This is a genomic window from Frigoribacterium sp. AC759, assembly GCF_979256015.1.
Genome location: NZ_CEEDMT010000019.1, coordinates 1 through 14827 on the forward strand (window position 1 = coordinate 1; position 14827 = coordinate 14827).

Annotated in this window: 16 protein-coding genes and 1 pseudogene; 10 read left to right on the top strand and 7 right to left on the bottom strand. The window is 71.8% G+C overall.

The features are described 5' to 3' along the window. The coding region (locus ACZ6JE_RS11910; protein WP_464319058.1) for a mannosyltransferase family protein at positions 1 to 704 on the bottom strand (704 nt) is incomplete at its 3' end. A gap of 129 nt (positions 705 to 833) precedes the next feature. Between ACZ6JE_RS11910 and ACZ6JE_RS11915 the strand changes: the two genes are divergently transcribed. Beyond that, the gene (locus ACZ6JE_RS11915; protein WP_464319059.1) at positions 834 to 1787 is read left to right on the top strand and encodes a manganese catalase family protein; all 954 of its coding nucleotides are present in this window, start codon (positions 834 to 836) and stop codon (positions 1785 to 1787) included. A 65-nt stretch (positions 1788 to 1852) separates the two neighbouring features. Here the strand turns inward: ACZ6JE_RS11915 and ACZ6JE_RS11920 are convergent, their stop codons facing one another. Further along, the gene (locus ACZ6JE_RS11920; protein ID WP_192060735.1) at positions 1853 to 2416 is read right to left on the bottom strand and encodes a TetR family transcriptional regulator; all 564 of its coding nucleotides are present in this window, start codon (positions 2414 to 2416) and stop codon (positions 1853 to 1855) included. Positions 2417 to 2514: 98 nt separating this feature from the next. Here ACZ6JE_RS11920 and ACZ6JE_RS11925 point away from each other — a divergent pair, with 98 nt between their 5' ends. After that, a complete protein-coding gene (locus tag ACZ6JE_RS11925; protein WP_243215233.1) occupies positions 2515 to 3978 on the top strand; it encodes an MFS transporter in 1464 nt (487 codons plus the stop codon). 157 nt (positions 3979 to 4135) lie between these two features. Here the strand turns inward: ACZ6JE_RS11925 and ACZ6JE_RS11930 are convergent, their stop codons facing one another. Together ACZ6JE_RS11930 and ACZ6JE_RS11935 are read right to left on the bottom strand one after the other, a co-directional pair. Continuing rightward, complete coding sequence (locus ACZ6JE_RS11930) at positions 4136 to 4525, bottom strand: phage holin family protein (protein ID WP_464319060.1); 390 nt, start codon at positions 4523 to 4525, stop codon at positions 4136 to 4138. 109 nt (positions 4526 to 4634) lie between these two features. Beyond that, positions 4635 to 5072 (bottom strand): Asp23/Gls24 family envelope stress response protein, encoded by a 438-nt coding sequence (locus ACZ6JE_RS11935; RefSeq protein ID WP_320477932.1) that lies wholly within the window; start codon positions 5070 to 5072, stop codon positions 4635 to 4637. 251 nt (positions 5073 to 5323) lie between these two features. Here ACZ6JE_RS11935 and ACZ6JE_RS11940 point away from each other — a divergent pair, with 251 nt between their 5' ends. From ACZ6JE_RS11940 to ACZ6JE_RS11955, 4 genes are all read left to right on the top strand, one after another. Further along, on the top strand, positions 5324 to 5845 hold the full coding sequence (locus tag ACZ6JE_RS11940; RefSeq protein WP_464319061.1) for an RNA polymerase sigma factor: 522 nt from the start codon (positions 5324 to 5326) through the stop codon (positions 5843 to 5845). Continuing rightward, a complete protein-coding gene (locus ACZ6JE_RS11945) occupies positions 5835 to 7115 on the top strand; it encodes a hypothetical protein (RefSeq protein WP_243215235.1) in 1281 nt (426 codons plus the stop codon). The genes ACZ6JE_RS11940 and ACZ6JE_RS11945 overlap by 11 nt, the downstream gene beginning before the upstream one ends. After that, a complete protein-coding gene (locus ACZ6JE_RS11950; protein ID WP_464319062.1) occupies positions 7112 to 8248 on the top strand; it encodes an NAD(P)-binding domain-containing protein in 1137 nt (378 codons plus the stop codon). The genes ACZ6JE_RS11945 and ACZ6JE_RS11950 overlap by 4 nt, the downstream gene beginning before the upstream one ends. A 185-nt stretch (positions 8249 to 8433) precedes the next feature. Continuing rightward, the gene (locus tag ACZ6JE_RS11955; protein WP_464319063.1) at positions 8434 to 10128 is read left to right on the top strand and encodes a ribonuclease J; all 1695 of its coding nucleotides are present in this window, start codon (positions 8434 to 8436) and stop codon (positions 10126 to 10128) included. Between the two features lie 127 nt (positions 10129 to 10255). Here ACZ6JE_RS11955 and ACZ6JE_RS11960 read toward each other — a convergent pair whose 3' ends face one another. After that, complete coding sequence (locus ACZ6JE_RS11960; protein WP_192060742.1) at positions 10256 to 10771, bottom strand: MarR family winged helix-turn-helix transcriptional regulator; 516 nt, start codon at positions 10769 to 10771, stop codon at positions 10256 to 10258. Between the two features lie 292 nt (positions 10772 to 11063). Further along, positions 11064 to 11432, bottom strand: a complete 369-nt coding sequence (locus ACZ6JE_RS11965) for a DUF4406 domain-containing protein (RefSeq protein WP_243215237.1) — start codon at positions 11430 to 11432, stop codon at positions 11064 to 11066. A 56-nt stretch (positions 11433 to 11488) separates the two neighbouring features. On the opposite strand from ACZ6JE_RS11965, the gene ACZ6JE_RS11970 reads away from it, so the two are divergent. Continuing rightward, entirely contained in the window at positions 11489 to 12253 is a 765-nt protein-coding gene (locus ACZ6JE_RS11970; protein ID WP_192060743.1) for a DeoR/GlpR family DNA-binding transcription regulator, read from the top strand. A gap of 14 nt (positions 12254 to 12267) precedes the next feature. On the opposite strand, the gene ACZ6JE_RS11975 is transcribed toward ACZ6JE_RS11970, so the two are convergent. Further along, positions 12268 to 12570 (bottom strand): hypothetical protein, encoded by a 303-nt coding sequence (locus ACZ6JE_RS11975; protein ID WP_192060744.1) that lies wholly within the window; start codon positions 12568 to 12570, stop codon positions 12268 to 12270. Positions 12571 to 12713: 143 nt separating this feature from the next. Here ACZ6JE_RS11975 and ACZ6JE_RS11980 point away from each other — a divergent pair. From ACZ6JE_RS11980 to ACZ6JE_RS11990, 3 genes and pseudogenes are all read left to right on the top strand, one after another. Continuing rightward, positions 12714 to 13067: pseudogene (locus tag ACZ6JE_RS11980) on the top strand (ABC transporter ATP-binding protein); the annotation flags it as partial. 18 nt (positions 13068 to 13085) lie between these two features. Then, positions 13086 to 13280, top strand: coding sequence for an ATP-binding cassette domain-containing protein (locus tag ACZ6JE_RS11985; RefSeq protein ID WP_464319087.1), 195 nt, complete (start codon positions 13086 to 13088; stop codon positions 13278 to 13280). Continuing rightward, positions 13277 to 14773 (top strand): hypothetical protein, encoded by a 1497-nt coding sequence (locus tag ACZ6JE_RS11990; protein ID WP_464319064.1) that lies wholly within the window; start codon positions 13277 to 13279, stop codon positions 14771 to 14773. Before ACZ6JE_RS11985 ends, ACZ6JE_RS11990 begins: the two co-directional genes overlap by 4 nt. Positions 14774 to 14827 lie beyond the last annotated feature (54 nt).

Sequence of the window (14827 nt, forward strand, 5' to 3'; positions counted from 1 at the left end):
CCCACACCCCGCGCACCCCGCGCACCCCGCGCGAAGCGCACCACCCCCGTCACGGCCAGCCCCAGCGCCAGCGCCAGCACGCCGGGCCGGGTGAACGCCGCGACGACGGCGAACGGCATCATCAGCAGGTACCGCCGACGGATCATCATCAGCAGCGCCGCGAAGACGAGCAGCAGCATGAGGCTCTCGGCGTAGGCGACCTGCAGCACGAACGAGGTCGGTCCGAAGCAGAACAGGGCGACGGCCCAGAGGGCGTTCGGGGCGCCGACGGTCTCGGCGACGATGCGGTGCAGGAGGACGGCGGCACCGCCGCCGCCGATGGTGGCGACGACCAGCCCGATGGCGAAGAACGAGTTGCCCGCGAGGTCGACGCCCAGCACGGCGGCGATGCCCCGCACCAGCATCGGGAACACCGGCAGGAAAGCCCACGGGTTCGGCTCGACGCGACCCCGCCCGTCGACCGGCAGCTCGGTCGGATACCCCTGCTGCGCGATGGTGCGGTAGAAGCTGGCGTCCCACGATCCCGAGAACGAGGCGAAGCCCGGGTCGCTGCGATGGCTGGCGAACTCCCACCCGCGGGTCGTCGCGAGCGCGAAGAGCCCGCCCAGCCAGGCGCTCGACACCAGCCGGGACAGGGCGTAGAGGCCGAGCACGACGAGCAGGGGCGGAGCCGACCTCACCCGGGTCGCGACGGTCTGCAGCACGCAGCGAGCCTAGGGCGTCGCCGAACGGGGTACGCCTCCGCTGAGAAGCTGGTGCACGACGCCGCGAGACCCCCCGAAGGAGGCTCAGGGTGACCGAGGCGGCACGTGCCGCCACGATCAGGAGGCGACATGTACTTCCACGCACAGACCTGGATCAACGACATCGCCGACGGCGAGCCCGACCCCGCCGCGGCGAACGCGCTGCAGGAGGGCCTCGGCGGCCAGTTCGGCGAGATGCGCACCATGATGCAGTACCTCTTCCAGGCGATGAACTTCCGGGGCGCGGCGGCGAAGCCCTACCGCGACCTCATCCAGGGCATCGGCACGGAGGAGATCAGCCACGTCGAGCTGATCGGCACGACGATCTCGCGCCTGCTCGACGGCAGCCCCGACTACACCGGCAAGCTCACCGACCCGCTCGACACCCCCGGCGCGGGCGGCGCCACCTCGCTGAGCATCGCGCTCGACACGGGCAACATCCACCACTACCTGGTCGGCGCGCAGGGCGCTCTGCCGGTCGACTCGGTCGGCAACCCGTGGAGCGGCAGCTACGTCTACAACAGCGGCAACCTGCCCCTCGACCTGCTGTACAACCTCATGCTCGAGTCGACGGGGCGTCTGCAGAAGAGCCGCATCTACGAGATGACCGACAACCCGGTCGCCCGCAAGACGGTCGCATACCTCATCGTCCGCGACCAGGCTCACGAGAACGCCTACGCCAAGGCGCTCGAGACCCTCGGCGTCGACTGGGGCAAGCTGCTGCCGATCCCCAAGACGAACGCCGAGAAGTTCCCCGAGGTGAAGGAGCTGCTCGACCTCGGGCTGCAGAGCAAGCAGTACACGTTCGATCTCGACGGCAAGTCGGAGGCCGGCAAGATCTTCCAGGGCTCGTCGCCGTCGAACGACGGCACCGAGCTCGTCTCGAACGAGCAGGCACCCCAGGGCGCCCCCTCGGCCATCGCGCCCGAGCGCCTCGAGGAGTTCGCGCCGGGACTCGACGAGGATCTGCTGGCGCTCATCCAGCAGACCGCCGAGATGGAGCTCGACGAGATCGAGGGCTTCTACGGACCCACCGCCAAGTAGCCGGCTGCGAGGCCCGCTCCGGGCGTCGGTCGCTCTGCGGCCGACGCCCGAGCTGTGGGGCGGGTCTAGGCCGAGCCGAGGAGGCGCGCGACGGCCTCGCGCACGATCTCGCGCTGCACGGCGCGATCGGGCCCTCCGGCGGCGGCGTGCGGCAGCCCCGGCAGCTGCAGCCACGCCGTCGCGATCGAGAGCACCAGAGCGAAGACGTCGTCGACCGACCACGCCACATCGTCGCCGATGAGACGATCGAGATGCCCGACGGAGGTGCGCCTCACCTCGTCGAGGACGGCGAACGACGACGCCCAGTCGTGCCGCTGCTCGAGACGCGCCCAGCCGAGCAGACGGTGATTCTCGGGATGCTCGACGAGATGGTCGTAGATGGCGACCGCGAAGTCGGGCGCGGTGGCGAAGTGCGGGGCGGCGGCGACGCCGAGCTCGGCGAACGAGTGGTTCAGCACCGCGGTGAACAGGGCCTCCTTGTCGCCGAAGTGCGCGTAGAGACGCTCCTTGCTGCAGCCGGCGGCGGCGGCGATGCGGTCGACGCGGGCGCCGGCGAGGCCGTGCTCTGCGAACTCCGCCGTCGACGCCGCGAGGATGCGGCGGCGGGTCTCGTCAGCGTCGTAGGCCATGAGATGACCGTAGCCGCTTACGAGCCAACCAACCAGTAGGTAGTATCGATCCGTCCACGACGGCCGCTCGTCGTGCGGCACCCCGATCCAGGAGAACAGTGACCACCTCAGAAGCAACGCCCGCCACCGGTGCGACCCGCACCGCGCCTCCTTCGCCCCGCCGCTGGTGGGTGCTCGTCATCGTCGGGCTCGCGCAGCTCGTCGTCGTGCTCGACGGCACGATCGTCAACATCGCCCTGCCCCAGGCCCAGGCCGAGCTCGGCCTGAGCGACGAGAACCGCCAGTGGGTCGTCACGGCCTACGCTCTCGCCTTCGGCGCCCTGCTGCTGCTCGGCGGGCGCATCGCCGACTTCTGGGGTCGCAAGCGCACCTTCATCGTCGGCATGATCGGCTTCGGTGCGGCCTCCGCCTTCGGCGGCCTCGTCTCGACCGGCGAGCTGCTCGTCACGGCGCGCGCCCTGCAGGGCGTCTTCGCCGCGCTGCTCGCCCCCGCCGCCCTCGCGGTGCTCACCACCACCTTCGACCGCGGTCGCGAGCGCAACACCGCGTTCGCCGTCTTCGGCGCGATCTCGGGTGCCGGCGCCGCCGTCGGCCTCGTGCTCGGCGGGGTGCTCACCGAGTTCGTCAGCTGGCGCTGGTGCCTGCTCGTCAACGTGCCCATCGTGATCGTGGCCATCGTCGCCGCGGCGCTCGTCGTGCGCGAGAGCAAGGCCGAGGGCGACAACCGCCTCGACGTCGCCGGCACGATCGTCGTCGCGCTGGGGCTCGCCTCGCTCGTCTACGGCTTCACGCAGGCCGAAGACGGCTGGGACTCGGCCGTGGTGATCGGCTTCATCGCGCTCGGCGCCGGGCTGCTCGCCCTGTTCGTGCTGATCCAGAAGCGCAGCGACCACCCCCTCCTGCCGCTCGGCGTGCTCACGAACCGGGTGCGCGGCGGGGCGTTCCTGGTGCAGCTGATCGTCGGCAGCGTCATGATCGGCGCGCTGCTCTACCTGACCTTCCACCTGCAGATCGTGCTCGGCTTCGGCCCGCTCGAGGCCGGTCTCGCGACCCTGCCGATGACCCTCGTCATCATGGTGATGGCCCCGATCCTGACCAAGCTGCTGCCGGTCGTCGGCCCGCGCATCCTCATGATCGTCGGCCCGATCGTGGCCGCGGCCGGCCTGTTCTGGCTGTCGTTCATCACCGTCGACGGCGCCTACGCGACGCATGTGCTGCCCGCGCTGATCGTGATGGGCGTCGGCCTCGCCGGCATCTTCGTGCCGATGCAGAACCTGGCCCTCGCCGGCGTCGCGCCGCACGAGGCGGGCGCCGCCAGCGCCACGTCGAACGCCATGATCCAGATCGGCGGGTCGATCGGACTCGCGGTCTACACGAACCTGTACGCCTCGGCCGTGGCCGGCAGCGACCTGCAGGGGCTCGGCGGGCTCGTCGACGGCTACCAGGCCGCCTTCGTCGGGGCCGCGGTCGCCGCCCTCGTGGCCGCGCCGATCAGCTTCTTCATGATCCGCGGCTCGAAGGAGGACCTGCTGCCCTCGGGCCCCGTCGTCCACATGGGCTGAGCCCGGACCGGCCCCGCCTCGCCTCGCCCCGCCTCGCCTCGCCTCGAGAGCCCGGGTCGAGGAGTCATGACACGCCGCGCCTCCTCGGGGGACGCGGCGTGTCGTGAATCACGGACAGGCGTGGGCCGGGCCGGGCACCGAGGAGGCGCGGGTCGGCTCAGTGCCGCCGGGTCAGGTTCTTGACGGTGTCGGCCGGCACCGGGGGCACGCCGCGCTTCAGGGCGCGCAGGCCGCCGGCGAGCACCAGGGCGGCCGCGACGGCGAAGACGGCGAACACGACGAGCGTCGCCGACCAGAGCGGCAGCACGAGCGCGAGGGCCGTGACGCCGGCGGTCGCGGCGAGCGCGACGGTGCCCAGCGCGAGGACGACCCCCACGACGACGAGGACGATGCCGGCGCGAGCGTCGCGCGCCCGCCCGGCGATCTCGTCGCGGGCCGCGCCGATCTCGGTGCGGACCGCCCGGATGACGGGGTCGATGGCCTTGCTGCCGATCTGGCCGCGGAGGCGGTCGGCGAAGGAGGTCTCGGGGGTGCTGTCGTCGGTCATGGTGGCTCCTGGTTCGAGGGTCTGAGGGCAGACGGACGGCCCCCGCCGAGGGTGGGCGGGGGCCGTCCGGAGGGTCACCGGCCGTGCGGCCGGAGGGTGTCGCGAGCGACTACTGGACGCGGCTCTCGTCGGAGTCGTCGTTGTCGTCCGAGGGGATGTGCACGTCGGAGACGGTGACGTTGACCTCGGCGACCTCCATGCCGACGACCTGCGTGATGGCGTCGGTGACGGCCTTGCGGACGTCGTCGGCGACCTTCTGCAGCTCGACGGGGTACTCGGCGACGATGACGATGTCGGCGGCGACCTGCTTCTCGCCGACCTCGACGGAGACGCCCTGGCCGCGGTCCTGCTGGTTGACGACGTTGCGGATGGCGCCGATGGCACGGGCCGCGCCGTTGCCCAGGTCGTGGACCCCGGGCACCTCGCGAGCAGCGATCCCCGCGACCTTCGACACGACGCCGTCGACGATGGTGTTCTTGCCGGCCGCGTCGGAGGCGGTGTGCTTGGCGGCGGCGGTCCCGGTCGTGGCGGGGGTGACGTTGCTCATGATCTCTCCTTGTTTCGTTCCTGACGATGCGGGGCGAGCGGCCCGGGCATCGAGTCCGTGAAGCGGACACATCATTCAGACGCATCCATCGGGGCAGGGGTCACGCCCCCTCAGCGAGCTTCCAGACAGACGCCGCCGAGCACTCGTTTCGCGGCCAAGCGGGCTCGGAAGAGGGATTCCGACCGATTCGGTCAGGATCGGCGTTTACGCGACACTCCTCTAGTGAGGGGGTGGATGTGGATCCGCACACGATGAGCGACGCTGACCTGATCAAGCGCGCCGCGACCGGCAGCAGACAGGCGCTGTCCGCGCTGTTCGACCGGTACGCCACGACGGTCACGCGGTACGCGTGGGCTCTGGCGCCGAGTCGCATGAACGTGGAGGAGATCGTGCAGGACACCTTCGTCACGCTCTGGAAGAAGAGCAACGGGCTGACCCTGCCGACCGACTCGCTGCTGCCGTGGCTGCTGGTGGTCTGCCGCAACCACGCTGCGAATCAGCGCCGCAAGCTCGCCCTCGCGGCGGCGGATGCGCTGCCCGACGACCTCGTCGCGCCCGATGGGGCCGAGGCGCGCGAGATGCTGCGCTTCGTCCGCGAGGCCATCGACGCCCTCTCGCCCGACGACCGCGCCATCTGCGAGCTCTGCCTGATCGAGGGCCTCTCGTACCGCGAGGCCGCCGACCGTCTGGGCATGACCGTCGGGGCGGTCACCAAACGGGTCTCCCGAACACGCTCGCGACTGCGAAAGGCGGTGACGCACGATGAACACTGAGCCCCCCACCGGTGACGACCTCACCCGCATGCTCGTCTCGATGAAGAAGGACGTCCTCGAGCGGGCCGCCGACACGACCCGTCGTCGACCCGGTCGGCGCTTCGGCATCGCGTTCGGACTCGTCGCCCTCATCGGACTGGGCAGTGCCGGCGGCGCCGTCGCGATGGGCTTCGTGCCCTCGCCCTTCGAGGGTCTCGCGCAGCCCGAGCCGTCGGCTTCCGTCTCGGCTCCCCCGGCCCCGACGCCCACCGCGACCCCGACGCCCGAGCCGAGCGCGCCTCCTTCGACCCAGCCGGTCGGCGGCACGCCGCAGCCGTATCTGCCGATGGACTGCGCGACCCTCGCGACCGAGTCGTCGCTGACGTCGCTGCTGCGCGCGCCGGAGCTCGCGCAGGAGGAGGGTCTGGTCTTCACGCCCCGTGACGCGTCGCTCCGTCAGAACGGAGTCCAGACCTGCCAGTGGACGTCGTCGAGCGAGGCGGACTTCGCCGTGTTCGAGGTCGACATCAGCCTCGACGACCCGGCGTCCGCCGACGCCCTCGCCGCCAAGCGGGAGGGCGGCGCCGGCGCCGACCTCGGACTCGGTGACGACTCGGCCCTGGCCTGCGGTGACGCTCTCCGCTGTGCAGCCACCGTCGTCGTCGGCGACTACTGGATCGAGGCCGGCTACGAGCAGTCGCAGGAGTTCGGCGGCGACACGACCGATCTCGTCGTGGCCCAGCTCGGACGGATCGCCGACGTCGTGCGCCCCCTCGAGGCCAGGGCGCCGTGGGCCGCCGACGCCGCCTCGCGACGCTGGGTCGCGACGGGAGATTGCTCGACGCTCGACCTGGTCACGCCCCTGGGGACGATCTTCGCGGACCCGTCGCTGGACGCATCATGGTCCGAGGCCAGCCCGGACGGTCGCAACGCGCTCGTCGCCGCAGCCTCCGACGAGTACGACTGCCGGTCGGAGGGCACGACTCAGGACGACGACGGCCTGCCGATCTACACGAGCATCCAGGTGAACGTCTCGGCCGGAGCACGGTGGGGTTACGAACGGTTCCGCGAGTACGCCGTCGCCGGACCGGGCGCATCCGACGGGTTCACGACGGTGACGGTGACGGGTGCCGAAGACGGACTCCTCCAGTGCGACGGGATGTCGAGCATCTGCTACCTCGACGTCCTCGTCGACGACTCGTGGATGCGCGTGATCTACGAGGGGCCCGTCGACGCCGGTCAGGCTCCGCGACTCGTGCAGGTCGCCGAGAGCGTCATCGCCGCGCGATGAGCGCACGGTACGCGACCGTCGTCGTCGTGGGCGGTGGGCAGGCGGGGCTGTCGGCCGCCCACCACCTGCGGCGTCGCGGCTTCACATCGGCGCTCGACGCCCGCCCGACCGACGCCCCGGGCGACCGCACCTTCGTCGTCCTCGACGCCGACCGGGCCCCCGGAGGCGCGTGGCAGCACCGCTGGGAGTCGCTGCGGATGGCCACGGTGAACGGCATCTTCGACCTGCCGGGCATGCCGCTGCCGCCGGTGGACCCCGGCGAGCCGAGCCGCCTCGCGGTCCCCCGGTACTTCGCCGCCTACGAGGCCGCCGAGGGGCTGCCGATCGTGCGCCCCGTGCACGTCGACCGGGTGCGCGCGGTCGACGACGACCCCGACGGCGACCTGCGGGTCGACACCACCGCGGGAGCCTGGGAGGCGCGGGTCGTCGTCAACGCCACCGGCACCTGGAACGCACCCCGCGTCCCCGACCTGCCGGGGCGCGACGTCTTCACGGGCAGGCAGCTGCACACCCGCGACTACGTCTCCGCCGACGAGTTCGCCGGTCTCCGGGTCGCCGTGGTCGGCGGCGGCATCTCGGCGGTGCAGCTGGTCGACGAGATCAGCCGCGTGGCCACGACGCTCTGGTACACGCGTCGCGAACCGGTGTTCCTCGACCACGACTTCACGCAGAGCCTCGACGGCGTCGACGTCGAGCGCCGGGTGGCGGCCGACGCCGCGGCCGGGCGCGAGCCGGCCAGCATCGTGTCGTACACCGGCCTCGGCTGGACCTCGTACGCCGTCGAGGCCCGCCGGCGGGGCGTGCTCGTCCGTCGCCCGTTGTTCGCGGGGCTCGGTGCACGGCACGTCATCGAGTCCGACGGCTCGAGCACGAGCGTCGACGCGGTCGTCTGGGCCACGGGGTTCCGCGCCGATCTGAGGCACCTCGACGGTCTCGGGCTGCGCGGCCCGCTCGGCGGCGTGCCGCTCGACGGGACGGCCGCCCGACTCGACCCCCGCGTGCACCTGATCGGCTACGGCCCGTCGCAGTCGACGATCGGCGCGAATCGCGCGGGTCGGGCGGCCGTCACCGCGGTCGCCCGCCGCCTCGCCGAAGAGGGCGGTGCGGCGGACAGCGGGGGCGTGCGAAACTAGGAGCCTCGGCCCTCGACGGCCCGCGACGCGTTCGCGCCCTGACTTCTCGCACCACCCGAGATCGCTGGCACCTGATTCCCGATCTCCGCTCCACCATCCGCATCATCAGCACCACCCGTACGACCACGCGCACCTGGCCCAGAGGTGCGGCCCGCAGAACCCACCTCAGAGACAGAAGATCCTCTATGCAGACCACCAAGCACTCCCTCGACCTCAAGAAGCCCCAGCCGCTCAAGCGCGGCGCCCTGCGCGTCACGCCGCTCGGCGGCCTCGGCGACGTGGGTCGCAACATGACCCTCTTCGAGAACAAGGGCAAGCTGGTCGTCGTCGACTGCGGCGTGCTCTTCCCCGAAGAGACGCAGCCCGGCATCGACGTGATCCTGCCCGACTTCACCCCGCTGCGCGACCGTCTGAAAGACGTCGAGGCCATCGTGCTGACGCACGGTCACGAAGACCACATCGGCGGCGTGCCCTACCTCCTCAAAGAGCGCCCCGACATCCCGCTGATCGGCTCCAAGCTCACCCTCGCGTTCATCACCGCGAAGCTGCAGGAGCACAAGATCACCCCGATCACGCACGAGGTCGCCGCGGGCGACCGCCACCAGGCCGGCCCGTTCGACCTCGAGTTCGTGGCCGTGAACCACTCCATCCCCGACGGTCTGGCCGTCGCCCTCCGCACGAGCGCCGGCATCGTGCTGCACACGGGCGACTTCAAGATGGACCAGTTCCCGATGGACAAGCGGATCACCGACCTCAACCACTTCGCCCGTCTGGGCGACGAGGGCGTCGACCTCTTCATGACGGACTCCACCAACGCCGAGGTGCCCGGCTTCACCACCGCCGAGAAGGACCTCGGCGCGGCGATCGACCGAGTCTTCCGCGAGGCGCCCAAGCGCATCGTCGTCTCGAGCTTCGCGAGCCACGTCCACCGCATCCAGCAGGTGCTCGACACCGCTCACAAGCACGGCCGCAAGGTCGCCTTCGTCGGTCGCTCGATGGTGCGCAACATGGGCATCGCGTCCGACCTCGGCTACCTCAACATCCCCAAGGGCCTCGTCGTCGACCTCAAGCAGCTGAGCAAGATGGCCGACAACAAGATCGTGCTCATCTGCACCGGCTCGCAGGGCGAGCCGATGGCCGCACTGTCGCGCATGGCGAACCGCGAGCACATCATCAAGGTCGGCGAGGGCGACACCATCCTGCTCGCCAGCTCGCTGATCCCCGGCAACGAGAACGCCATCTACGGCGTCATCAACGGCCTGATCCGCTGGGGCGCCACGGTCGTGCACAAGGGCAACGCGAAGGTGCACGTCTCGGGTCACGCCAGCGCCGGCGAGCTCACCTACTGCTACAACATCGTCAAGCCGAAGAACGTCCTGCCCGTGCACGGCGAGTGGCGCCACCTCACGGCGAACGCCGACCTCGCCGTCGCCACCGGCGTGCCGGAGGACCGCGTGCTCGTCGTCGAGGACGGCGTCGTGGTCGACCTCGACCGGGGCCGCGCCAGCATCGCCGGCCGCATCCCCGCCCCGTACGTCTTCGTCGACGGCGCCACCATCGGCGTCGCGACGGAGGACGCGCTGAAAGACCGTCTCTCGCTCGCCGAAGAGGGCCACATCACCGTGCTGGGCATCTTCGACGAGGGCACCCAGAAGCTCGTCGACCCGGTCGAGTTCCTGCCCCGCGGCTTCGTGGAGGAGGCCGGCTGGATGTCGCAGGCCGAAGACGTCGCGACCAAGGCGCTGGCCGAGGCCACCGCACGCGGTCATGTCGACGGAGTCGGCGCCGAGAACGCCATCGCCGAGGGGCTGAGCCGCTGGTTCCTGCGCCGTCACCGTCGCACCCCGGTCATCACGACCGTCGTCGTCGACGCCGACTGATCACCCCTGTCGCATGAAGAGGGCCCCGGCATCAGCCGGGGCCCTCTTCCGTCGTCAGCGCCGGCCCAGGCGGGCCGGGTGAAGCGCCCCAGGGCGCCCCACCCGCCCGGGGCTTCGGACTCCGGGCTCAGACCTCAGGAGGCGCACCCGAGACGAACCCCGTGGTGATGCCCGAGAGCAGGGCGACCATCCGCCGCGATTCGCGGTCCGAGAGAGCCGCCACGCGGGTCATCGCGATCAGGGATCCGGTGCCTGCCGCGCTCGCGACGGCGTCGCGGACGACGCGGGTGAGGTCGAGGTGCTGCCCCCGGCCGTCGCGGGGGTCGGGCCGTTTGGTGATGTACCCCCGGGCGGCGAGACGGGTGACGATGATGGAGGCGGCGCCGGTGGTGACGCCGAGATGCGCGGCGACGTCGATGACCCGGGCCTCGAGTCCGCGACTGCCGAGGCGCGCGAGGTACTGCACCGTCGCGAGCTCGCTGGCGCTGACGGCCAGCCTCCGTCGGAGACGGGCGCGGTACAGAGCCTCGGCGTCCTGCATCTCGTAGATCGCGGCGAGCACCCGGCCCGATGCCGACAGCGGATCGAGGGCCTCGTCGTCGGGAGGCTGTGTCAGAGAAAGAGGTGACGCATCGGAACCCATCAGGACCTTTCGAATCGGTCCGCGAGCATCCGTCTGGTCTCGGTGAACATCCGCAGAACGACATCGAAGCACAGTCGACAGCACCCCCGCTCCCCCTCGACGCGACGAGACAGGCGACCAGGCATACTTTTTCAACCAGTTCCTGTTAAAGAGCCTGGCCGAGTAGGGGAACGACTGTCGTGCAACTAGACAGGGGTCAGCCGAACCGGTCCTCTTCGGGTGAGAACCGGTGCCGACTCTTCGGGGAGTCGATCGGCGAGGCGGGCGGCACGTAGGGGTACGCGCCCCCGCCTCACCTCACCCCGGGCACGTCGGCCAGGTCGTGGTAGACGGGCAGGCCGCGGGCCTCAGCGATGGCGACGTCCTGATCCGCCCCGCGCGACGAGCCGGGGAGGCGCAGCACGGCATCGCAGCGCTGCAGCAGTCTCTCGGCGGTCGGGTACATGACCTGCGCCGCCAGCGGATCGGTCGGCCCGGAGGCCCCCGCGCTGCGGAGCACGGGCAGGGCGACCCATTCGCCGATCACCGGCAGGTGACCCGCCTCGAAGAGCGGCCAGGCCGCCGTCTCGAGACGCTCGAGGTTCTGCTGCATCAGAGCGGGGTCGCCGTCGGTCCCCGACGCGTACGGGCCGGCGATGAGGATCATGAGAGAAGTGGTCATGCCCGTACACTAGGGCAAACACGAACAAACATGCACAATCGTGAAAGAGTGAGAACATGTGGGCAGCAGAGCGACGAGACGTGCTCCTCGAGCGGTTGCGCCGCGACGGGCGCATCGTCGCGAAGGACATCGCGGTCGAGTTCGGCCTCTCGGAGGACAGCATCCGACGCGACCTCCGCGAGCTCGCCTCCGAGGGGCTGCTGACCCGCGTCTACGGCGGCGCCGTCTCGGCCTCGCCCGCCGTCGCCGACTACGCGACCCGGGCCGACATCGCGACCGACAGCAAGCGCCTGGTCGCGGCCGCGGCTCTCGATCTGCTGCAGCCCGGGGCGACGGTGATCCTCGACGGGGGCACCACGACCCTCGATCTGGTCCGCCTCCTGCCGACGACCCTCGAGCTGACGATCGTCACGCACAGCCCGACGATCGCGGCCGCGCTCCTCGAGCACGACGCCGACGTGATCCTGATCGGCGGTCGGCTCTTCAAGCACTCGGCGGTCGCGATGGGCGCGGCCGCGGTCGAGTCCGCGTCGCGGGTGAACGCCGACCTGTTCCTGCTCGGTGTGACGGGCATCCGCGCATCCACCGGTCTCACCACCGGCGACCCTGAGGAGGCGGCGATGAAGCGGGTCCTCGCCTCGCGGGCCGCCGAGACCTGGGTGCTCGGCAGCGGCGAGAAGATCGGCGCCGCGTCACCGCACCAGGTGCTGCCGCTCGACGGCGTCTCCGGTCTGGTGCTCGACGTGACGGGCGGCGGCGAGGCCCTCGCCGACCTCCGTGAGACCGGCACCCGCATCGTCGAGGCCGGCGGGCGGGCCTGACGACCGGGCCCGGGTCAGGGCGTCGTCGTCGGCGCCACGCGCTCGAGCAGACGCAGCAGCTGATCGGCGACGAGCACGGGGGCGGTCACCGAGAACGGGGATCCGGACTCCGCCCGCACGGTGAAGCGGGTGCCCTTCGACTGCACCTTGTGCGACCACTCGCGACCCTCGGCGATGTCGACCGACCGACGCACCTCCGAGTCGGACATCCAGTGGCGGATCTGGACGAAGGCGCCGAAGTCGCAGGCCATGTACGAGTGACCCTCGTGCGACCACTTGAAGCAGTTCAGCATCTCCATGGTCAGAAGGTAGGGCACCCCATCGCTCCGCCGAAAGCCAGCACGACCTAACCCGTCCCGCCGAGCGGCGGGCGGCGGGGCCCGGCCGCTACCCTCGACGCATGATCGATGCCGACGGAGTGGCTGTCGCCACAGGCGGATCGACGCTGCTCCCGCCCGTCTCGCTCGTCGTCGGCCCCGGGGAGGCGCTGGTCGTCCGGGGCGGGAACGGCGCGGGCAAGACGACGCTCCTGCGGGTGCTGGCGGGCTCGCGTCGACCGACGAGCGGAGTCGTGCGCATCGACGGCGACGCCGTCGATCCGCGCGATCGCGGCTTCCGCCGACGCGTCGCCTCGATGATCGGACTGCCGCCGATGGCACCCGATCTCACGGTCGCCGACCACGTGCTGCTCGTCGCCGCCACCTGGGTCGACGAGTCGACCGCCGGATCGCTCGCGGGGTCGGTGCTCGCCGAGCTCGGCCTGAGCACGCTCGGGCGCAGGTTCCCGCACGAGCTGTCGTCGGGACAGACGCAGCTGTTCGGCCTCGCCCTCGTGCTCGCCCGGCCGTTCGACGTCCTCATCGTCGACGAGCCGGAGCAGAGACTCGACCCCGAGCACCTCGAGGTCGTGGGCCGAGCACTCCGCGCCCGCCGCGACGGCGGTGCGACGCTCGTCGTCGCCACCCACAGCCGACCGCTGGCCGAGGCGATCGGCGACCGCTTCCTTCAGCTGGACCCGGCGGCATGAGCCCGCGCCCCCGCTCGGCCGTCGCGATCTGGCGCGCACGCTCGACCACGACGACCGGCGACCGCCTCTACCTCGGCTACCTGCTCGTCGCGGTGGCCGGAGTCGTCGTCGCCCCGCTTGCACGCGCGCTGTGGCAGGGCCTCACCGGCACGGAGGGCATCGCCGCCCTGACGGCGTCCACCGCGCCCGCGTCGGCGGGCCTGATCGTCGCCGCCGTCTGGGCGGCCGCCCTGCTGCTCGGGCGGGAGCGCGGGCCCGCGCTGCTGCCGCCGTTCCTCCTCCATGCCCTGGCGACCAGCGACCTGCCCTATCGCGTCGTCTTCCGCGGCCCGCTGCTGAGATGCGGGGCGCTCGTGGTCGCGATCTGCACCGGCGCGGCGGGCCTGACCGGCGCCTCCCTGGCTCATCGGGGGTTCGCGAGCGCCGAGCAGGCCGTGGTCTTCACGATCGTCGGGGCGCTGGTCGGCGTCGTCGCGACCGCGGCCTGGCTGGCCGGGCAGACGCACCCGCGGGTCGCCCTGCCCGTCGCGATCGGCATCGTCGCCCTCGCGAGCGGCGGCCTGTCGTCGCCCGCCCTGCAGGTGAGCACCCCGTGGGGCTGGGTCGGCCTGGCCTACCCGCTCGGCACCGCCCCTCCTCCGTCCGGGGCTCTGGCCGGGCTCGTCGCACTCGCCCTCGTGGCCGTCGCCATGGTGCCGGCCCTGCTGTCGCGGCTGCACCCGGCGGAGACGGCGGTCCAGGCGGCGCGGTGGCAGGCCGCGACGAGCTCGGCCCTGGGCACGGAGTTCGGGGCGGCGGCGACCGTCTACCAGAAGGCGCCCCACGTGGGCCGTCGCGTGCGGGCCGTGCGACCGGGGCACGGTCTCGGCGTCGCGTTCTTCGTGCGCGACGCGATCGGTGCCGCCCGCACGCCCGGTCGACTCGTCGTCGGGCTGATCGCCCTGGGGGTCGGCGGACTGCTGCTCGGCTACGCGGTGGTGTCACCCGGCCCCGGCTGGCTGCTCGGTGCTGCGGCCGGGCTGATCGTCTTCGCCGCGACGGGGCCGCTCACCGACGGCATCCGGCACGCCGCAGCGGTGGCGGCCGACGTGCCGCTCTACGGCATCGGCGACGGGAGGCTGCTCGTCTCGCAGTCGATGCTCCCCCTCGCGGTCGTCGTGCTCGTGCTCGTCTCGGCCGCGGTGGTGGTGTCGCTCTCGGCGGCGAACGGAGCCCCGATCCTCTCGGCGATGGCGCTCGGGGTGACGACCCTGCTGCTCCGGGTCGGTCAGGCGCTGAAGGGCCCGTTGCCACCGGTGCTCCTCACCCCGATCTCGTCGCCGATGGGCGACCCGATGGCGGCCGTCCGCGTGCTCTGGGCACTCGACGGGCTGCTTTTCGCCGCTGTGATCGGCGCCGCGGCGACGGTCGGGCTCGACGCGCCGCTCGCCCTCCTGGCCGCTGCGGGCCTCGTCGCCGGTGTCGTCGCCCAGCGCTGGCGCCACCGGGCCTGACCCCTCCCGCCGAGCGGCGGGCGGCGGGCGGCGGGCGGCGAGCGGCGGGCGGCG